This is a genomic window from Bradyrhizobium sp. USDA 4532, from assembly GCF_024171315.1.
Taxonomy (GTDB): Bacteria; Pseudomonadota; Alphaproteobacteria; order Rhizobiales; family Xanthobacteraceae; genus Bradyrhizobium; species Bradyrhizobium australafricanum.
Map to the genome: position 1 here is coordinate 7,785,915 of NZ_JALJZN010000001.1, position 19,980 is coordinate 7,805,894.

A 19,980-nucleotide genomic window follows, 5' to 3' on the forward strand; every position below is an offset into this window, starting at 1 on the left:
CGTGCACCCTTCGAGACGCCGCTTCGCGGCTCCTCAGGGTGACGGTGATACATAGTGCGCCGCGCTACAACTCAGCCTGCCCGCTGCACGATCGGCGGCTTGGCGTTCAGTCCCTCGACCTGGAAACCGGCGACGCGCTTGTAGTTGGCGGCGATGTCTTCCAGCTCCTGCTGCGACAGCACGTCGGTGACGACCTTGAAGCCGTCAGGCGCGCGCTCCTCGACCAGCTGCATCACCTGCTCCGGGCCGTTGCGGCGATTCAGCATCACGAGGTCCGTGGTCGCAGGCCGCCGCTCGGCCTCATAGGCCGCGAGTGCCGCCTGCGTCGGGCCATGCGCCAGAATCTCGCGCGTCAGCACGCGCGCATCCAGGATCGCCTGCGAGGCGCCGTTGGAGCCGATCGGATACATCGGATGCGCGGCATCGCCCATCAGCGTGACGCGGCCAAAGGTCCATTGCGGGATCGGATCGCGATCGACCAGCGGATATTCGTAGGCATGCGGACAGTTCCGGATCAGGCCGGGGACATCGAGCCAGTCGAAATTCCAGCTCTCGAACCACGGCAGGAACTCGTCGAGCTTTGCGGTCCGGTTGTAGTCCTCGCGGCGCCATTGATAGGTCGGCGGCATGTGTCGCTCGGCGACCCAGTTGATGTCGAACTTGCCGTCGGGGCCTGCCTCCTTCGAGATCGGGTAGCAGACGAATTTCAGGATCTCGTGGCCGGCCATGATCATGGTGCGGCCGGTCAGGAAGGCATCGCCGCGGGTGATGCCGCGCCACAGGATGCGGCCGTTCCAGATCGGCGGCCCCTCCTGCGGATAGAGCTTCTCGCGCACCGCCGAATGGATGCCGTCGGCGGCGATCAGCACCACGCCGTCATAGCTGCCGGCGGGCTTGCCGGTGGCGCGATCGATGAAATCGGCGCGGACGCCGTCGGCGGTCTCGGTCCAGCCGGTGAGGTGATGGCTGGTGAGAATGTTCGCAGCCCCCAGCCGTTCGGTCGCGGCATCGAGCAGCAGCTGTTGCAGCCGGCCGCGATGGATCGAGAATTGCGGCCATTTGTAGCCGGCCTCGAGCCCGCGCGGCTCGCTCCAGATCGGCTTGCCGTGCTTTGAGAAATAGGCGAGCTCGCGGGTGCGCACCGCTGAAGCGTCGAGCACATCGTGCAGGCCGAGCTCGATCAGTTCGCGCACCGCATGCGGCAGCACGTTGATGCCGACGCCGAGCGGCCGCAGCTCGGGCACGCTCTCGAAGACGCGGGCCGGCACGCCGATCTGGTGCAGGCTGAGCGCCAGCGTCAGCCCGCCAATTCCGCCACCTGCAATGAGCACAGTCATGAAAAATCCCCTCGATTGGCCATGGTCATCGCACGACGGCACCGCCGCGGGCAAGGTCCGCGGCGCGCGGGGTGGACGGCCAAGGGGGCTGCCGCTAACCTCCGCGCCGTCAGAACAAGAACCAGAGCCGCGTTCGCAACGAACCGACAAGGCTCGGAGAGGACAGCAACATGCTCAAGCTCTATTTTGCCCCCGGCACCTGCGCGCTCGCGTCCCACATCGCGCTGGCCGAGGCCGGCGCGCCCTACACGACCGAGAAGATCGACTTCAAGACCAACCAGCAGAACAGCCCGGAATACCTGAAGATCAATCCGAAGGGCCGCGTGCCCACTTTGGTGACCGATCGCGGCGTGCTGACCGAGACGCCGGCGATGCTGGCCTATATCGCGCAGAGCTTTCCGCAGGCGAAGCTCGCGCCCGACGACGCCTTCGAATTCGCCAGGCTGCAGGCCTTCAACTCCTATCTGTGCTCGACGGTGCATATCTGTCACGCCCACAAGATGCGCGGTCCGCGCTGGGCGACGCAGGAGACGTCGTTCGCCGACATGAAGGCGATGGTGCCGAAGACCATGGGCGCCTGCTTCAACCTGATCGAGCGCGACATGCTGAAGGGCCCGTGGGTGATGGGCGAGAACTACACCGTCGGCGATGCCTATCTCTACACGCTGACCCTGTGGCTCGACGGCGATGGCGTCGACATCGCAACGCTGCCCAAGGTGAAGTCGCATCGCGCGGCGATGGAGGGCCGCCCGGCGGTGCAGAAGGTGCTGGCGGAGCAGAGGGCGTAAGGCCCAAAAATTCGGTGTCGTCCCGGGCAAGCGCAGCGCGACCCGGGACCCATAACCACCAAGGATCGTTGTTACGCGACGTTGGGGCCGCAGCCCGCTCTCACAACGCAACCCTGTGGTTATGGGTCCCGGCCTTCGCCGGGACGACGTGTGGAGAGAGCTGGGCTACACCTTCCCCGTCTCCAGCTCGCGTCCGGTCTCCAGCATCAGCTTGCGCAGCCACAGCGAGCCCGGGTCCAACTGGGCACGGGTCGGATAGAACATGTGCTGCTCGTCGATCCCTGGATCGAGCGGCGGCGTCACCGTCATCAGCGACAATTGCTTCGACAGCGCCGAGATCAGCCGGCGCGGCACAAAGGCGACGAGGTCGGTGCGCGCGGTGACGTGCAGCGCCTCGATATAACCCGGCACCACCAGCGCGATCCGCCGCTCGATGCCCTTGGCGCGCAGCCAGCTGTCGATCAGGTCCTCGTTCTGGCCGCGGATGACCACGGCGACATGGCGCGCTGCGAGGAACGCCTCGCGCTTCTTCAGCTTCGTGCCGACGCCGTGCCCGCGCCGCACCGCGAGCGCGTCGCTGTCGGTGTAGAGCCGCTGGCGGTGAAAGCCCTTGAAGGAGTCGCCGATCGAGATCACGAGATCGATGGTGCGGGCGAATTCGGGCGTGAAGATCGCAGGTCCCCGCCACGGCACCACGTCGATGGTGACGTTCGGCGCGATCTGCGTCACCTTCTCCATCAGCGGCGGCATCAGGAGCTCGACCGCGAGGTCGGGCATCATCAGGCGAAAGTGCCGGTCGCTGCGCGCGGCGTCGAAATCGTCGGAGACGAACAGCGCGCGCACCTGGTCGAGCGCATGGGCCAGCGGCGAGCGCAACGCCTGCGCCCGCGGCGTCAGCTCCATCCGCGCGCCGGTGCGCACCAAAAGCGGATCGCCGATCAGGTCGCGCAGCCGCTGCAGCGCGTGGCTGGTCGCCGGTTGCGACAGATTGAGCCGCATCGCCGCGCGGCTGACATTGGCTTCGCGCAGCAGGGCGTCGAGCGCGACCAGCAGATTGAGGTCAAGCGAATTCAAATTCATCGAGTGAATATATATCATACTACCTATCGATTGGAAGAATGCGCGCAGGCGCCGCAGGATTGCGGGCAAGGCGTTTTTCACGAGAGCCGAAGACCGCATCGCGTGAGGAAACGCCTGAAATCAGGGTCTATCAATCGCAAGGAGACGCGCCATGAGCGCAGCCGACAACAAGAAACTGGTGCAGGAGATGTTCGTGATCGCAGGCAGTCCCGATCCTGCGGTGCGCGAGAACTCGCTGTTCATGGCAACGCTTGCCGACGACGCGATCTGGACCGTGACCGGGCAATATTCCTGGTCGCGTACGTTCACCGGCAAGCAGTCGATCATCAACGATCTGCACGGCCATGTCCGCTCGAAACTGGTCGAGCGCGGCCGCACCGTCGCCCATCGCATCATCGCCGACGGCGACATCGTCGTGATCGAGGCCAAGGGCGACAACCTCACCAAGCAAGGTCAGCGCTACGACAACGACTATTGCCTGGTGTTCCGTTTCGACGGTGGTCGGATCAAGGAGGTGCGGGAATATTGCGACTCGGTCCTGACCGAGAAGGCGCTCGGCGCGTTTCCGGCGTAGCGGTCCGCCGCTAACGGGCGGCACAAACGAAGACGGCGCCCATCCGGGCGCCGTGGTCTTGCCGTCGTGTGGATTGGCTTACGCCACCTTGGACTTGAGGTGGCCGAACATGATGTCGCGCGCAGCGTCGTCCATCTCGGCCTTGAAGGTGTGCTTGTCCTTCAGCGCGATCGCGCGCGCCGCCGCCGGCCGCGCCGAGATCTCGTCGACCAGCCGCTTGACGTTCGGATATTTGGCGTAGCCTTCCTCGCCGAGGATGAACGCCGCCATCCGCGCCCAGCCCCAGAACGCCATGTCGACGATCGTGTAGCTGTCGCCGACCATGTAGCGCTGTTTCGCCAGGTGATCGTCGAGGATCTTGTAATGGCGGTGCGCCTCGTACTGGTAGCGGTTGTTGGCGTAGTCGAGATCCTTCGGCGCGAAGTGCTTGAAGTGCACGGCCTGGCCGGAATAGGGGCCGAGGCCGGTCGCGATGAACATCAGCCAGGACAGCGTCGCGGCGCGATTGGCCGGCGTATTGGCGGGCAGGAACTTGCCGTGCTCCTCGGCGAGGTAGAGCAGGATCGCGTTCGAATCGAACACCAGCACGCCGTCATCGTCGATCGCCGGCACCTTGCCGTTCGGGTTGACCTTGAGGAATTCCGGCGCGAACTGCTCACCCTTGCGGGTATCGACCGGGATCGCCTCGAACGGCAGGCCGGACTCTTCGAGGAACAGCGCGACCTTGTTCGGGTTCGGCGCACCATTGAAATAGAATTTGATCATGAAGGGACTCCCTTGGTTCTTGTAGCCGGCGAGATCGCGACGCGGCGGGGAAGGCCGCAGACCGGCTCCTCTTGCGCAAATTTCACGCCGCGGCGCAAGCGACGAGTTTGTGAATCAGGGTCGCGTGGCGCGCTGGTCAGCCGGCCCAGAAGAAGCCCAGGATACCCGCGACGACCAGCGCGATGCCCGCGACGTCCAGCGCGGCGGCGGAGCGGGTCGCAGCACGCAAATGGGAGACCTGCGCCGCGCGTTCTGATCCCCGCGCGTAACCATGGACGATGATCTCTTCATTGAACTCGCCATGCGCCTCGAGGGCGAGCGTCAGGCCGACGCAGACGAGCAGGATGCCGAAAATGATCAGGCCGAAGAATCCGAGCAGGCCGATCAGCAGCATCGGAAACATGCCGAGCAGGAAGACCGGCAGCAGCGGCACCAGCAGCAGTGTCTCGGATTGTCTGCGCATCGGGCGACCAGTCGAAGCGGCAAGTGGTGGGACCGAATCTAGTCCCGCCGTCGCGGCGCAACAAGGCGGGCCGCATTCAAGACGGCGTCATCTTTCCCAACGTGTCATTCCCCGGTGCGCAATTGCGCATCTGAGGGCGCCGGGAAGCGGCGAGCCCGGAATGACGAGGAAGATTAGTCGGCTTGCCTCAGCCCGCCGCCATCTCGGAGCGGATCTCGGCGCGCAGCTCGTCGATCAGCCGCAGGCCGCTCTTGGTCTCGACGTGCCAGAAGGTCCAGCCGTTGCAGGCGCCGGAGCCCTGCGCGACCGCGCCGATGCGGTGGATCGAGCCGACCTTGTCGCCGAGCATGATGGCGCCGTCGGCGCGCACCAGGGCGCCGTGGCGCTTCTTGGCGTCGACCAGCCTGGCGCCCGGCACGATCATGCCGCGTTCGATCAGTTCGGAGAACGCCACCCGCGGTGCCTCGCGCGCGGTCATGAACGGCGCCAGCGTTGCTTCCGGCAGCGGCTCGATCGCGGCGATGCGCGCCTCGGCGGCGGCGGCATAGGCCTTGTCGCGCTCGAAGCCGATATAGCTGCGGCCGAGGCGCTTGGCGACGGCGCCGGTGGTGCCGGTGCCGTTGAACGGATCGATCACGAGATCGCCGGGCTTCGAGGACGACAGCAACACGCGGGCGAGCAGCTGCTCGGGCTTCTGCGTCGGATGCACCTTCTTGCCGTCGCCGTCCTTGAGGCGCTCCTCGCCGGTGCACAGCGGGATCAGCCAGTCGGAGCGTGCCTGCACGTCCTCATTGGACGCCTTCAGCGCTTCGTAATTGAAGGTGTAGCCCTTGGCCTTCTCGTCGCGCGCGGCCCAGATCATGGTCTCGTGCGCATTGGTGAAGCGGCGGCCGCGGAAATTCGGCATCGGATTGGACTTGCGCCACACGATATCGTTCAGGAGCCAGAAGCCGAGGTCCTGCATGATCGCGCCGACGCGGAAGATGTTGTGATAGGAGCCGATCACCCACAGCGTTGCCGACGGCTTCATCACGCGGCGGCAGGCCAGCAGCCAGGCGCGGGTGAAATCGTCGTAGGCAGCGAACGACGAGAACTTGTCCCAGTCGTCGTTGACGGCATCGACATGCGACTCATCGGGGCGCTTGAGGTCGCCCTTGAGCTGCAGATTGTAGGGAGGATCCGCGAAGACCAGGTCGACCGAGCCGGCCTGAAGCTTCGACAATTCGGCCACGCAATCGCCAATGACGATGTGGCTCGATGGGGCACTCTCAAATTTAGTGCGGGGCGCCCTTGCAGACGCCCCGCGACGCGACACTACCATGACTCAAGAACTCTGACTCAGGCGACGCTGTCGGCGACGCGGGACTAAACAACCGACTGACGTCACATTGACCCGGCAAAGTAAAAATCGACTTAATTGGAAATCTTCATGCAAAAGATTGCAGCATCTTTTGCGCGGCACGTCGCGATGCCACCGGCGTTGTGCTGCAACATCAGCGCGTTCGGCGAAAAAATTTGCGGATCATCAAACCGGCACGATTCGCGCGGTAAATTTGCGCTCATTGGCAACCGTTTGCACCGCAAGGGATGCGCCTCTTCCGGACTAGGCAATTATTGCCGGGCAGGATATTGATTAACAGAATGGAAATTTTAAGTTGGAGTGTCCCGCGTCGGGTCGCCGACTGGAATGAAGGGAAACCACCATGCGCTATGATGATTTCCGCCGCAGCGACGACATCGAAGATCGTCGCGATGAAGGCGGGATGGGCGGAGGGGGCGGTGGCGGCTTCGGCGTTCCGATGGGTGGTGGCGGGCTCGGCATCGGCACCATCATCGTGCTCGGCTTGCTCGGCTATGCCTTCGGCATCGACCCGCGCATCCTGATCGGCGGCGCCGAGATTCTCACCGGCGGCGGCCAGGCGCCGACCTACCAGACCGACCGGCAGTCGTCAGGCGGCCAGGCCAAGCGCGGCGCCCCGACCGACGAGATGGGCAGCATGATCGCCGGCATCCTTGGTGAGATCGACGATCGCTGGAGCGAGATCTTCAAGGCCAGCGGGCAGACCTACACCGGTCCGAAGATCGTGCTGTTCCGCAATGCCACGAATGGCGGCCGCTGCGGCATGGCGCAGTCGGCGATGGGACCGTTCTACTGCCCGCCGGACAAGACCATCTTCCTCGACACCGGCTTCTTCCGCGAGGTCGAGACGCGCTTCCGCGGCTGCTCGGGCAACGCCTGCAAGTTCACCGCGGCCTATATCATCGCGCATGAGGCCGGCCATCACATCCAGAACCTGCTCGGCATCATTCCGCGCGTGAATCGGCTGCAGCAGCAGGCCGGCAGCAAGGCCGAGGCCAACGCGCTGCAGGTCAAGGTCGAGCTGCAGGCCGATTGCCTTTCCGGCGTCTGGGTCAACCGCGAGGAGAAGAAGCGGCCGGGCTTCCTCGAGGCCGGCGACATCGACGCCGCGCTGACCACCGCGAACGCGATCGGCGACGACACGCTGCAGCGGCAGGCGACGGGCAGGGTGGTGCCTGATTCCTTCACCCACGGCTCCGCCGCGCAGCGCAAGGAGTGGTTCATGAGGGGCTACCAGCAGGGCACCGTGCAGGCCTGCAACACGTTCGGCGGTAGCTTGTAGCCGTGTGCCGGTAGCGTCATCCCCGGATGAGCGCGAACGCGCTCACTCGGGATATGTTCGCCTGTTAGCGAGCCCCGAAGGATGACGGAGCCCGTGGCCCATCCTGAGGTGCTCGCCCAGTGATGCAAGTGCACCGCGAGGCGAGCACCTCAGGATGTCGTCAGCGGGATGGAAAGAGGTGCAAATGTCCTCACTCGACGAATCCAAATCATTCATCCCGCTCAATATCGCAGTACTGACGATTTCCGACACCCGCTCGCTGGCGGATGACAAGTCGGGCACCACGCTGGCCGACCGTCTCACCGCGGCCGGCCACAAGCTCGCGGCGCGCGAGATCGTCACCGACGATGTCGAGGCGATCAGAGCCGTGATCCGGCGCTGGATCGCCGATCCCGCTGTCGATGCCGTCATCACCACCGGCGGCACCGGCTTCACCGGCCGCGACGTGACGCCGGAGGCGGTCGAGCCATTGTTCGAGAAGCGGATGGACGGCTTTTCGATCGCCTTCCACATGCTGAGCCACGCCAAGATCGGGGCGTCGACTGTCCAGAGCCGCGCCACCGCTGGCGTTGCGGGCGCGACCTTCATCTTCTGCCTGCCCGGCTCGCCCGGCGCCTGCCGCGACGGCTGGGACGGCATTTTGGCGGCGCAACTCGACTACCGCACGCGCCCCTGCAATTTCGTCGAGATCATGCCGCGGCTGGATGAACATCTGCGCCGCCCGAAGGCGAAAGGCGCGAGCGCTTAGCCTCCCTCATTCCGGGGCGTGCGAAGCGCGAACCCGGAATCCAGAGATTGTGGCGCGAGATGCCGGGTTCGATGCTGCGCATCGCCCCGGAATGACGCCGGAGGGTAAAGAGCCCTACAACTCCAGCTCCCAGGTCTCGCCGACTAGGTCGACGCCAAAGCTGTGGTGCTTTTCTTCCTTGACCCGCTCGAAGCCGGCACGGGCGTAGATGCCGCGCGCGGCGACCAGGATGCTCTGGGTCCACAGCGTCATCTTCTTGTAACCCTTCTCGCGCGCGGCGCGGATGCATTGCTCGACCAGTGCGCGGCCGACGCCGAGCCCGCGCGCCTTTTCTTCCACCAGCAGCAGGCGCAGCTTGGCGACCCCGTCGCCGCCGTCGACCAGGAAGACCGAGCCGACCGGCTCGCCGTCGACCTCCGCGATCCAGCAATGCTCGCGCGCCGGATCGAACGATCGCAGAAACTGCGCGCAGATCTCGGCCACCAACGCCTCGTAGCTAATGTCCCAGCCATACTCCTCCGCGTAGGCTTGTCCCTGCCGCGAGACGACCCAACCCATGTCGCCGACGCGATGGCTGCGCAGCAGGAAGCCGACCGGTTTCTCGGCCGGCGGCTCCAGCGATTGCTCGATCGTGCCCATGGCGCGCACCACCGCGGCGCGACGGTCGCCGTCCATCTGCTTCAATAGCGTCCCGACCTCGCTGCGCGAGCGGCAGTCGAGATCGGCGGCAGCAGTGCGGCCCTTGGCGGTGAGGGCCACCTCGTTGACGCGCTTGTCGGCCTTCGATGGCTTCCGCGTCACGATCTGGCGCCTTTGCAGCGCCGCCAGCGTGCGGCTGACGAAGCCGGCATCGAGGTCGAGATCGCGCACCAGATCGGTTGCGGTGCAATTTTCGCGGTGCGCGAGCTCGTAGATGATCCGCGCTTCCTGCAGCGTGAATGGTGAGTGCAACAGCTTCGGCTCGATGATGCCGAGCTTGCGGGTATAGAACCGGCTGAAGCCGCGGACCGCGGCGACCTGGCTCTCGAGCGTGGTGTCATGGAAGTTTGATTTCATCAAGCATATTATTTGACGGGATCAAATAATCCGCAAGCGCTTTGTTCAGGCCACCATGATCCGGCTCCGCAGCATGGTGCGGGAGGAACGGCCGAGCCGGCGCAGCAGGCGCGCCTCGGAGCGGCGGGCATCGGGCCGGTAGCCGCCGATCCGCTCGTAATGCTCGCGCGCGATCAAAAGGCCCTGTTCGGCCGAGGGCCCGGTGATCATCCGGGCAACGAATTTGAGGCCGTCGCGCAGGCCCGGGTCGGTGTAGGGTGCGCGGGCGTAGCGGAAGATGCCGGCGCGGTCCTTGCCGCTGGCCGCCACCATCTGGGTGAACTGGGTGGTTTCCTCGATCCAGCCGGCATCGAGCACGGCGCCCGGATGCAGGAACATCAGCCAGGGCGACCGCGCCTGCCGCGCGCCTGCCGCAAGCGCGGCGGCGCGCGTGCCCTCGAAGCGCAGGAAGCGGCAGCCGGCGACGTCGGCGACGCGCTCCATCACATCGCTGTGGCTGCGGTCGACCAGCAGCACTTCGCGGATGACGCCCGCGGCCGCGCCCGGCACCAGCGCCGCCAATGTTACGACCGCGGAGCGCTCGACGCCGTCGGTTGGAATTATCACGCTCAGCATGATTTTGAGGTTCGATGGCTCAAACGGTGGAGAAACTCCGGCCGTGTTATCACCTTGTCATATTCAAAGCAGCCTGTCCGCCTGCAGAATTTTGTAGCAAGGTTTTGTGGAATTTCTCCGTTCATGTTCTTGATTTGTTCTCGTGCTGTGTTAACTTCAAAGCATGAGCCGAGCATCCTCTCATGCCCTCAAGCACCCGCCGGTAACGGCGCCCTCCGATAACCCGGCGGGTGCACCTTCCCCTTTTCCCGAGCTTGCGGTCGCGATCGAGCGCGAGCGGCGGCGCGGCCGCGGCGCGCAGTCCAACGCCAGCGGCCGCTACGAGGCCGAGGCGCGCGTTGCCTTCGACGACGGCTGGCAGAGCCTCGAGGACCTGCCGCCATTTGCGACCAGCGTGGCGCTCGACACCTCGCGCAAGGTGATCACCCGCAACGACTCGCCCGACATCGGCTTCGACCGCTCGATCAATCCGTATCGCGGCTGTGAGCACGGCTGCGTCTATTGCTTCGCGCGGCCGACCCACGCCTATCTCGGCCTGTCGCCGGGGCTGGACTTCGAATCGAAGCTGTTCGCCAAGCCGGACGCACCCGCGCTGCTCGAGAAGGAGCTGGCGGCACCGGACTACGAGGCGCGGATGATCGCGATCGGCACCAACACCGATCCCTATCAGCCGATCGAGCGCGACCGGAAGATCATGCGCGGCATCCTCGAGGTGCTGGAGCGCGCCGGCCATCCGGTCGGCATCGTCACCAAGTCGGCGCTGGTCACCCGCGACATCGACATCCTGGCACGTATGGCCAAGCGCAATCTCGCCAAGGTCGCGCTCTCGGTGACGACGCTCGACCCGAAACTCGCCCGCACCATGGAGCCGCGCGCCTCGACCCCGCCGAAGCGGCTCGAGGCGATCAAGCGGCTCACGGATGCCGGCATCCCGACCACGGTGATGGTCGCACCCGTGATCCCGGCGCTGAACGATTCCGAGATCGAGCGCATCCTCGATGCCGCCGCACATGCCGGCGCCAGGGAGGCGAGCTATGTGCTGCTGCGGCTGCCGCTCGAGGTGCGCGATCTGTTCCGCGAATGGCTGATGGCCAACTATCCCGATCGCTACCGTCACGTCTTCACGCTGATCCGCGACATGCGCGGTGGCCGCGACTACGACTCGCAATGGGGCACGCGGATGAAGGGCACCGGCCCGATGGCCTGGATGATCGGCCGCCGCTTCGAGATCGCCTGCGAAAAGCTCGGCCTCAACAAGCGGCGGACCAAGCTGACCACCGATCACTTCGCCAAGCCGAAGCGCAGCGGGCAGCAGCTGAGCTTGTTTTAGGTGCCAGCAAAGTGATGATCGTCATTGCGAGGAGCGAAGCGACGAAGCAATCCATGCATCCGAATATGCGGAACAATGGATTGCGTCGCTTCGCTCGCAACGACGGGAAAGGTAAACATGAGTAACGCCCCGACCGCACGCTTCACCGTCCTCACGCTGGGCGTCAGCGACATGCGCGCCAGCATCGGCTTTTATGAATCGCTCGGCTTCTCCAGGAAGATGCGCGCGACCGGCGAGGAGGTCGCCTTCTTTGAGACCGGCGGCACCGTGCTCGGCCTGTTCCCGTGGCATCTGCTCGCTGCCGATGCCGGGCTGCCGGATCAGCCACGGCCTTCAGCGTTCCGCGGCGTCGCGATCGCTTGGAACTGCAACGACGACGCCGAGGTCGATCGTGTGATGGCGTTCGCGCTGTCGAAAGGCGCCAGGCTGCTGAAACCCGCGCAGCCGACCAGCTATGGCGGCTATTGCGGTTATTTCGGCGATCCCGACGGCCACGCCTGGGAAGTGGTGCGCGCGCCGGGCTTTGAGGTTCGCGACGACCGCCGGGTGTCAATCCCCGATTAGAGCGCCGATCCCGATGAGGGTGGCGGATTGAATAACGGGGAAGGGCGCCAGGTTCCCGGTTGCGCCGCGGGCCGGGCTTGACCACGATCCCCGCATGATTCGGGACAAGTCCAATCGCACGTCAAAGACCGCGTCGAAGAAGAAGCCGGCCGAGCCGGCCAAGCCGGACAAGCGCGTCATCGTGGTGACGCGGCCGAGCTTTCGGCGCGAGCGCGCGCTGATCAAGCGCGGCGTCTGGCCGGTCGCCGGCTGCGACGAGGCCGGGCGCGGGCCGCTGGCGGGCCCGGTGGTCGCCGCCGCCGTGGTGCTGGACCCAAATCGGATACCCAAGGGCCTCGATGATTCGAAGCGGCTGACCGTCGAGCGCCGCGAGGAACTGTTCGAGGAAATCTGCGCGACAGCAGCGTTCTCGGTCGCGGTGGCGTCACGGGCGCGGATCGACCGCGACAACATCCTGCGCGCCTCGCTGTGGGCGCTGGCGCGCGCGGTGCATGCGCTGCCGGAAATGCCGAAGCATGTCTTCGTCGACGGCCGCGACAAGCTCGCCACGTCCTGCGACTGCGACGCCGTGATCGGCGGCGACGGCATCGTGGCCTCGATCGCGGCGGCCTCGATCATCGCCAAGGTGACGCGCGACCGCCTGATGTGCGCGCTGGCGCTGGATTGCCCGGGCTACGGCTTCGAGCAGCACAAGGGCTATGCCGTCCCCGAGCACCTCGAGGCGCTCGACCGGCTCGGCCCCAGCAGCCATCACCGTAGCTTCTTCGCTCCCGTCGTCGCGGCGCGGCTGAAGCATTTCCCGGTCCCGGCGGAGCCCGACCTGTTCACGGTGGACGCCGAAAGCGAAGCTGCGGCATCCGAAGCGGCGTAAAGCGCGGCGGCGCCGCACTCTCGGTGTCATCGCCCGGCTCGCCGCCTCCGCTAAAGCTTCGGCGCGCCAGGGGGGCCTGGCCTCGTCGAAGCCTTGGCGAAGACGGGACCGGGCGATCCAGTATTCCAGAGACCGTTGTGCTCAAGCCTGGCCGCCGCGGCGTACTGGATGACCGCCTTCGCGGGGCATGACAGCGATGTTTGACTTTGCACCGTGGACACATCCAGCCCGGTTGCCTTCATCGCCGCCGCCGTTTATCAAAAAACCTCGGGATCAGATGGCGCCGCTTGATACGGGTGGCTGGGGCATTTCAGGCGTTTCATGCGGTTTACCTCCCTGGTTGTCGAACTGATCCGCGCCCGGCCGCGCCTCGTGGTCTGGATCGTGGTGCTGGCGCAGGCCGCGATCTGGCTGTTCCTGCCGGCCATCTTCTACGGCAGTCCGCCCGGCAACCTCGCCACCATCCTCGCCTTCGGCCGCGAATATCAGGTCGGCACCGACATGGGGCCGCCGCTCGCGTTCTGGCTCGCCGACATCGCCTTCCGCGCCGTCGGGAATCACGTGTTCGGCGTCTATCTTCTGGCGCAGGTCTGCGAGATCGTCACCTTCATCGGCTTCTACGCCTTGGCGAGCTCCATCGTCGGTGGCCCGCAGGGCGTGCTGGCAGTGCTGCTGTCGATGACGGTCGTGGTGTTCTCCTCGCCAAGCGTCGAGTTCGGTCCGCTGATCCTGGCGCGCCCGCTCTGGGCGCTGCTGTTGCTGCATTCCTGGCAACTGATCGGGCAGAACCGGCGCAGCGCCTGGTTCGCCTGGTCGATCGATTGCGGCCTCCTGCTGCTGACGACGCCGGCGGCGATCGGCATGATCCTGCTCGTGACCGGCTTTGCGCTCGCAACCGAGCGCGGGCGGCGCATGCTCAAATCGGTCGATCCGATCTACGCGCTGCTCGTCATCATCGTGCTGGCGCTGCCCTACCTGATCTGGATGCTCCGCGCCGACGTCCTGGCGCTGCCGGCCTTGCCGGCACTCGCCGATCTCAAGGCGCACGCGCTGCGCTGGGGCGTGGTGCTCGGCGGGCTGATCGTGGCGACCGCCGCGATCGCGCTGCTGGCGATCCTCAATTCGCGCTGGTTCGCCGGCAAGACCGAGGATGCCCCGATCATCAACCGCCCGCCGGTCAGTCCGCTGGCGCGGCAATTCGTGTATTTCTTCGCGTTCGCGCCGGCGATCGCGAGCAGCTTCGTCTCCGGGCTGTTCAATCTCGATCGCGCCTTCGGCGGCGCCGGAGTGGCGCTGTTGATGTCCGGGCTTGCCGTCGTGGTCGCGACCGGCGACCTGATCCCGCTGAGGCGGCAGCGGCTGCTGCGTTCGGTCTGGGCCCTGGCGGTCGCGGCGCCTGCAGCGCTGGCGCTGGCGGCGGCGCTGTTCCTGCCCTGGACCAGCACCACCGAGGCGTCCACCTCGCTGCCGGCAGCCGCGATGGGCCGCTTCTTCGATGACAGCTATGAGCGCCGCACCAACCAGCGCCTGCGCGCGGTGGCCGGCGATCCCGAACTTGCCAGTCTGATTGCGATGAACCGCCGGCGCCCGCATCTCTTGCTCGACGCCACGCCGCAGCGGACGCCGTGGCTGTCGGTCGCAAAATTCAACGAGACCGGCGGCGTCGTGGTGTGGCGCGCACAGGACACCGCCGGCACGCCGCCGCCCGACATCGCGCAGCGCTTCCCCGGCCTCGTGCCGGAAGTGCCGCGTTCGTTCGACCGGCTGGTCAACGGACGGCAGCCGGTGCTGCGGATCGGCTGGGCGATCGTGCGGCCGAAAGGGACGTGATTTGACGTGACGTGGAGCCGTAGCCCGGATGAAGCGGAGCGAAATCCGGGGCCGCTCTTTTACGCCACCTGATCCACCCGGATTGCGCGGAGCCTGTCATCGGGCGCGCGTCCGCGCGACCCGTTGGCTCCATCCGGGCTACGAAGCTACGCGCTCGCCACCTGCAACACCTTCGCGATCGCGCGCAGATCCTGCCACGACAGCCGCTTGTACGACGGCGAGCGCAGCAGATAGGCGGGATGGAAGGTGGCGACGGCGCGGATCGTGCGGGTGCCGGTGTCGTAGTCGATCCATTTGCCGCGCGTGCGCATGATGCCCTCGCGCGTGCCGAGCAGCGCCTGCGTCGAGGGATTGCCGAGCGTCACCAGCACGTCGGGATTCACGAGTTCGATATGGCGCTGGATGAAGGGCAGGCACACCTGCGTCTCCTGCGGCGTCGGCGTGCGGTTGCCGGGCGGCCGCCACGGGATCACGTTGGCGATATAGGCTTTGCTGCGGTCGAGCCCGATCGCCGCGATCATGCGGTCGAGCAGCTTGCCGGAGCGGCCGACGAACGGCAGGCCCTCGATGTCCTCGTCGCGGCCCGGTGCCTCGCCGACGAACATCACGCGCGCCTGCGGGTTACCGTCGGCGAACACCAGCCTGGTCGCGGTGTGCTTCAACGCGCAGCCGTCGAAATTCTCCATCAGCGTGCGCAGGGCTGCAAGCGTCGGCGCAGTCCGCGCAGCCTCGCGCGCGGAAGCGATCGCGGCATCCGGCGCCACGGTGATTTCGCTGCGCGGAACTGACGGCATCGGCGGCGGACGCAGCGGATTGGGTGCAACTGATGGGCGCGGCGCGGCTGGGGCGGGAACTGGCTCCGGCTCCTCGAGCCGGTTGATCGGCGCATCGCCAAGCGCGCAATCGACCCCGGCCTCAAGGTAAAAGGCCAGCAATTGCTGCAGTGTAGGGGTGGGCTCGGGCGGCAGGGCCATCATGGGCGCAATCTAGAGCATCGACCAGAAAAGTGGAGGGCGGTTTTCGGAAAAGATTATTCTCTTGCGGTACCCGGGCCGTGCAAACCCATGGAAGCGCAATTCCATGGTTGTCCTTCCGCCAAAAATCGGAAACAACGACCCGTGAAAAGCTTAGAAGCGTTCTCAATGGGCTGAGATCAAAGATCATGAATGCTGAAGACCTTCCTCCGCGCGAGTCTATGGAATTCGACGTCGTCATCGTCGGCGCCGGCCCGTCGGGCCTGTCGGCCGCGATCCGGCTGAAGCAGCTCAATCCGGAGCTCTCGATCGTCGTGGTGGAGAAGGGCTCCGAGGTCGGCGCGCACATCCTCTCGGGTGCGGTGATCGATCCGGCCGGGCTCGACAAGCTCGTGCCCGATTGGCGCGACGACGCCGATTGTCCGCTGAAGACGCAGGTCAAGGACGACCGCTTCTACTGGACGACGTCGCAAGGCTGGTTCCGCCTGCCGAACTTCATCATGCCGCCGCTGATGAACAATCATCACTGCTACATCGGCTCGCTCGGCAATGTCTGCCGCTGGCTGGCACCGAAGGCGGAAGCGCTCGGCGTCGAGATCTATCCGGGCTTTGCCGCGGCCGAAGTGCTTTATGACGACAAGGGCGCGGTGCGCGGCATCGCCACCGGCGACATGGGCATTGCCAGGGACGGCAGCCACAAGGATTCCTACACCCGCGGCATGGAGCTGCTCGGCAAATATACGCTGTTCGCCGAAGGCGCACGCGGCTCGCTGTCCAAGCAGCTGATCGCGAAGTTCAATCTCGATGCCAACTCCGAGCCGCCGAAGTTCGGCATCGGCCTCAAGGAGGTCTGGCAGATCGACCCTGCGAAGCACAAGAAGGGTCGGGTGCAGCACACGCTCGGCTGGCCGCTGAACGACAGGACCGGCGGCGGCTCGTTCCTCTATCATTACGACGACAACCGCGTCGCGGTCGGCTTCGTCGTGCATCTGAACTACAACGATCCCTATCTGTCGCCGTTCGACGAATTCCAGCGCTTCAAGACCCATCCCGATGTCCGCGAGCTGTTCGAGGGCGGCAAGCGGCTCGCCTATGGCGCGCGCGCCATCACCGAGGGCGGCTACCAGTCGGTGCCCCGGCTCTCGTTCCCGGGCGGCGCGCTGATCGGCTGCGCGGCGGGCTTCGTCAACGTGCCGCGCATCAAGGGCGTCCACAATGCGATGGGCTCCGGCATGCTCGCCGCCGAGCATGTCGCGGCCGCGCTCGGCGCCGGCCGCGCCAATGACGAGCTCGTCGAATACGAGAACGCCTGGCGCTCGTCGGCGATCGGCAAGGACCTGTTCAAAGTCCGCAATGCCAAGCCCTTGCTGTCGAAGTTCGGCAACCTGCTCGGCATGGCGCTCTCCGGCTTCGACATGTGGTGCAACACGCTCGGCTTCTCGCTGTTCGGCACCCAGTCGCACGCCAAGCCGGACCGCAAGACGCTCGATCCGTCCAAGCAGCACCAGCCGATCGCCTATCCGAAGCCGGACGGCAAGATCTCGTTCGACAAGCTGTCGTCGGTGTTCCTGTCCAACACCAACCATGAGGAGGACCAGCCGGTCCATCTCAAGGTCGCCGACCTCAATCTGCAGAAGACCTCGGAACACGACGTGTTCGCCGGTCCGTCCAACCGCTATTGCCCGGCCGGCGTTTATGAATGGGTCGAGGAATCGACGGGTCCGCGCTTCCAGATCAACGCCCAGAACTGCGTCCACTGCAAAACCTGCGACGTGAAGGACCCCAACGGCAACATCACCTGGGTTCCGCCGGAGGGCGGCGGCGGTCCGAACTACGAGGCAATGTGAGGCCAGGGTGAGCTCGAGGCGGCCGACCACATTTGCGTGAGGCGGCTGCGCGAGTTGCCGCAACCTCCGCTTGGCCTCTCCGCGCGTGGAGCGGCCGGATTGCACCCCCGGTTACAACAGAAGGCGCGAAAAGGGGGGCCGTGGCACCCTTATCTCGCGCCTTTTTGCGTCCGCGCGCGAATATGCCCGGCCCGGTCACGATACCGCCATAGTGGAAGCGTCTTGCGGAGGCTAGCTGGATCGGCGGGCCTAAAGGCCTAATCTGCCAATTGATTCGTCATGGGTTGCCTTTGGGCGATCCTTGCGGATAAGCGCCAAAAGCGGCATTGTCCCCCGCCGTGATGCCGCCGCTTGGGTTCGCATTTTGAGACTGATCGCAAGATCTTGGCCGTAAAATCCATCTTGGCGTAAATCCCTGGAGCAAGGCGACCGTGATGCTGTCCACCCGATTCCACCGCCTGACGATTGCCGTTCTCGCTGCCGCAGCGCTTGCCGTGCCTGCGCAGCTTGCAGCGCAAACGCCGGACCATCCGACCGACAATGCCGCGCAATTCCCGTCCAAGAACGACCTGAAGTCGCTGACCACCGCCGGCAGCTATCTCGCCGCCCGCCACGCCAGCGTCGAGCGCGATGCGACCTCGGCCGCGACGTTCTACCGCTCGGCGCTGCGCACCGACCCGAAGAATTCCGAGCTGCTCGACCGCGCCTTCATCTCCTCGCTCGCCGACGGCGATATCGAGGAGGCGGTCAAGCTCGCCGACCGCATCCTCACCCAGGACAAGGCCAACCGCGTTGCGCGCCTCGTCGTCGGCGTGCGCGATCTCAAGCTGAAGAAATATGCCGCCGCGCAGTCCAACATCAACCAGTCGGTGCGCGGCCCGATCACCGATCTCGTCGCGACGCTGCTGTCGGCCTGGGCCGCCTATGGCGCCGGCGACAGCAAGGCCGCGGTCGCCTCGATCGACAAGCTGACCGGCCCCGAGTGGTATCCGATCTTCAAGGACCTGCATGCCGGCATGATCTACGAGCTGTCCGGCAAGGAGAAGGATGCCGGCGCCCGCTTCGAGCGCGTCTACAAGCTCGACGATTCGATGCTGCGCACGGTCGACGAATATGCGCGCTGGACCTCGCGCAACAAGGACGCGGCCGCCGCGACCGCGATGTACGAGGCCTTCGACAAGAAGCTGCCGCGTCACCCGCTGGTGCTGGAAGGCATCAAGGAGACCAAGGCCGGCAAGAAGCTGCCGCCGCTGGTCGAGTCACCGCAGGCCGGCGCGGCCGAGGCGCTGTACGGCATCGGCGCGACGCTGACCCGCCGCGGCGGCGAGGACCTCGCGCTGGTCTATCTGCAACTCGCGCTCTATCTGCAGCCCAACCATCCGCTGGCGCTGCTGTCGCTCGCCGATCTCTATGAATCGGTGAAGAAGCCGCAGATGGCGATCAAGGTCTATGAGCGGATGCCGGCGTCCTCGCCGCTGAAGCGCAACGCGCAGATCCAGCTCGCGACCAATCTCGATGCCGCCGACCGCAGCGACGAGGCGATCAAGATCCTCAAGGAAGTCACATCGGATCAGCCGAAGGACATCGAGGCGATCCTGGCGCTCGGCAATATCGAGCGCGGCCGCAAGAAGTTCGCCGACTGCGCCACCACCTATTCGCAGGCGATCGACGCACTGCCGGCCGGCGGCGACAAGAACGCCTGGGTCACCTATTACTATCGAGGCATCTGCGAGGAGCGCTCCAAGCAGTGGAACAAGGCCGAGGCCGACATGCGCAAGGCGCTCGAGCTGCAGCCCGAGCAGCCGCATGTGCTGAACTATCTCGGTTATTCCTGGATCGACCAGGGCATCAACCTCGACGAAGGCATGAAGATGATCAAGCGTGCCGTCGATCAGCGCCCCGACGACGGCTACATCGTGGACTCGCTCGGCTGGGCCTATTACCGGATCGGCAATTACGAGGAGGCGGTGAAGAACCTCGAGCGCGCGATCGATCTGAAGCCGGAAGATCCGACCATCAACGACCATCTCGGCGACGCTTACTGGCGCGTCGGCCGCACCCTGGAAGCCAAGTTCCAGTGGGCGCATGCCCGCGACCTCAAGCCCGAGCCGGAAGAGCTGCCGAAGATCCAGGCCAAGATCGACAACGGCCTGCCGGATGACACCTCCAACGCCGCCGCTGCCGAGAAGAAGAAGGACGACGACGGCAAGGGTGGCTGAGCGGCGGTCGTCGCGCTGCATCTTCATAAAATACCGTGATGCCCGGGCAAAAGCGCGAAGCGCATCTTCGCGCAAGATGTCCCGGGCATTGACGTTTGCCCGTCATGGCCGGGCTTGACCCGGCCATCCATCCCTTCGAGAAATTCGTTCTTGGTTGATAGATGCCCGGGTCATAGGCGAGCGGAAGCGACGCCGTCCTTCAGACGGCTATGCCCGGGCATGACGAGTCATGGCGGAATTTCCATCCAAACAAAGGGATAGGATCGTACGGCGATTT

19 protein-coding genes are annotated in these 19,980 nt (G+C 65.5%); 11 read left to right on the forward strand and 8 right to left on the reverse strand.

The genetic code is table 11. From position 1 onward, the window contains the following. Positions 1-71 precede the first annotated feature (71 nt). Entirely contained in the window at positions 72-1,337 is a 1,266-nt protein-coding gene (locus J2R76_RS35905; protein ID WP_076830300.1) for a flavin-dependent oxidoreductase, read from the reverse strand. 170 nt (positions 1,338-1,507) lie between these two features. Between J2R76_RS35905 and J2R76_RS35910 the strand changes: the two genes are divergently transcribed. Continuing rightward, complete coding sequence (locus J2R76_RS35910; protein WP_253625577.1) at positions 1,508-2,125, forward strand: glutathione S-transferase family protein; 618 nt, start codon at positions 1,508-1,510, stop codon at positions 2,123-2,125. Between the two features lie 165 nt (positions 2,126-2,290). Here the strand turns inward: J2R76_RS35910 and J2R76_RS35915 are convergent, their stop codons facing one another. Next, a complete protein-coding gene (locus J2R76_RS35915) occupies positions 2,291-3,205 on the reverse strand; it encodes a LysR family transcriptional regulator (RefSeq protein WP_057016995.1) in 915 nt (304 codons plus the stop codon). Positions 3,206-3,356: 151 nt separating this feature from the next. Here J2R76_RS35915 and J2R76_RS35920 point away from each other — a divergent pair, with 151 nt between their 5' ends. Continuing rightward, positions 3,357-3,779: a nuclear transport factor 2 family protein gene (locus J2R76_RS35920; RefSeq protein ID WP_057016996.1), complete on the forward strand. Its 423-nt coding sequence runs from the start codon at positions 3,357-3,359 to the stop codon at positions 3,777-3,779. A 78-nt stretch (positions 3,780-3,857) separates the two neighbouring features. On the opposite strand, the gene J2R76_RS35925 is transcribed toward J2R76_RS35920, so the two are convergent. The 3 genes from J2R76_RS35925 to J2R76_RS35935 form a co-directional block, all read right to left on the reverse strand. Next, positions 3,858-4,544, reverse strand: a complete 687-nt coding sequence (locus tag J2R76_RS35925; protein WP_028334792.1) for a glutathione S-transferase family protein — start codon at positions 4,542-4,544, stop codon at positions 3,858-3,860. Between the two features lie 136 nt (positions 4,545-4,680). Continuing rightward, positions 4,681-5,007: a hypothetical protein gene (locus J2R76_RS35930; RefSeq protein ID WP_057016997.1), complete on the reverse strand. Its 327-nt coding sequence runs from the start codon at positions 5,005-5,007 to the stop codon at positions 4,681-4,683. 187 nt (positions 5,008-5,194) lie between these two features. After that, on the reverse strand, positions 5,195-6,328 hold the full coding sequence (locus tag J2R76_RS35935; protein ID WP_057016998.1) for a site-specific DNA-methyltransferase: 1,134 nt from the start codon (positions 6,326-6,328) through the stop codon (positions 5,195-5,197). Positions 6,329-6,436: 108 nt separating this feature from the next. On the opposite strand from J2R76_RS35935, the gene J2R76_RS35940 reads away from it, so the two are divergent. From J2R76_RS35940 to moaB, 3 genes are all read left to right on the forward strand, one after another. Further along, positions 6,437-6,640, forward strand: coding sequence for a hypothetical protein (locus J2R76_RS35940; RefSeq protein ID WP_156436184.1), 204 nt, complete (start codon positions 6,437-6,439; stop codon positions 6,638-6,640). Positions 6,641-6,710: 70 nt separating this feature from the next. Continuing rightward, positions 6,711-7,649 (forward strand): neutral zinc metallopeptidase, encoded by a 939-nt coding sequence (locus tag J2R76_RS35945; RefSeq protein WP_057016999.1) that lies wholly within the window; start codon positions 6,711-6,713, stop codon positions 7,647-7,649. Positions 7,650-7,833: 184 nt separating this feature from the next. Continuing rightward, complete coding sequence (gene moaB, locus J2R76_RS35950) at positions 7,834-8,397, forward strand: molybdenum cofactor biosynthesis protein B (protein ID WP_076830310.1); 564 nt, start codon at positions 7,834-7,836, stop codon at positions 8,395-8,397. A gap of 114 nt (positions 8,398-8,511) precedes the next feature. On the opposite strand, the gene J2R76_RS35955 is transcribed toward moaB, so the two are convergent. Beyond that, positions 8,512-9,453: a helix-turn-helix domain-containing GNAT family N-acetyltransferase gene (locus J2R76_RS35955; RefSeq protein WP_076830312.1), complete on the reverse strand. Its 942-nt coding sequence runs from the start codon at positions 9,451-9,453 to the stop codon at positions 8,512-8,514. Positions 9,454-9,498: 45 nt separating this feature from the next. After that, positions 9,499-10,068, reverse strand: coding sequence for a glycosyl transferase (locus J2R76_RS35960; RefSeq protein WP_253625578.1), 570 nt, complete (start codon positions 10,066-10,068; stop codon positions 9,499-9,501). 163 nt (positions 10,069-10,231) lie between these two features. Here J2R76_RS35960 and J2R76_RS35965 point away from each other — a divergent pair, with 163 nt between their 5' ends. The 4 genes from J2R76_RS35965 to J2R76_RS35980 all read left to right on the forward strand — a co-directional run bounded on the left by J2R76_RS35965 (position 10,232) and on the right by J2R76_RS35980 (position 14,663). Beyond that, a complete protein-coding gene (locus tag J2R76_RS35965; RefSeq protein WP_253625579.1) occupies positions 10,232-11,398 on the forward strand; it encodes a PA0069 family radical SAM protein in 1,167 nt (388 codons plus the stop codon). Between the two features lie 117 nt (positions 11,399-11,515). Then, positions 11,516-11,962, forward strand: coding sequence for a VOC family protein (locus tag J2R76_RS35970; protein WP_057017003.1), 447 nt, complete (start codon positions 11,516-11,518; stop codon positions 11,960-11,962). Positions 11,963-12,056: 94 nt separating this feature from the next. Next, complete coding sequence (locus J2R76_RS35975; protein WP_253625581.1) at positions 12,057-12,833, forward strand: ribonuclease HII; 777 nt, start codon at positions 12,057-12,059, stop codon at positions 12,831-12,833. A 321-nt stretch (positions 12,834-13,154) separates the two neighbouring features. Further along, positions 13,155-14,663, forward strand: coding sequence for a glycosyltransferase family 39 protein (locus tag J2R76_RS35980; protein ID WP_253625582.1), 1,509 nt, complete (start codon positions 13,155-13,157; stop codon positions 14,661-14,663). A 146-nt stretch (positions 14,664-14,809) separates the two neighbouring features. Here J2R76_RS35980 and J2R76_RS35985 read toward each other — a convergent pair whose 3' ends face one another. Continuing rightward, positions 14,810-15,640 (reverse strand): uracil-DNA glycosylase family protein, encoded by an 831-nt coding sequence (locus J2R76_RS35985; RefSeq protein WP_375166550.1) that lies wholly within the window; start codon positions 15,638-15,640, stop codon positions 14,810-14,812. A gap of 185 nt (positions 15,641-15,825) precedes the next feature. On the opposite strand from J2R76_RS35985, the gene J2R76_RS35990 reads away from it, so the two are divergent. After that, the gene (locus J2R76_RS35990; protein WP_253625583.1) at positions 15,826-17,484 is read left to right on the forward strand and encodes an electron transfer flavoprotein-ubiquinone oxidoreductase; all 1,659 of its coding nucleotides are present in this window, start codon (positions 15,826-15,828) and stop codon (positions 17,482-17,484) included. A 434-nt stretch (positions 17,485-17,918) separates the two neighbouring features. Next, the gene (locus J2R76_RS35995; protein ID WP_076830325.1) at positions 17,919-19,703 is read left to right on the forward strand and encodes a tetratricopeptide repeat protein; all 1,785 of its coding nucleotides are present in this window, start codon (positions 17,919-17,921) and stop codon (positions 19,701-19,703) included. The last annotated feature ends 277 nt before the right edge of the window (positions 19,704-19,980 follow it).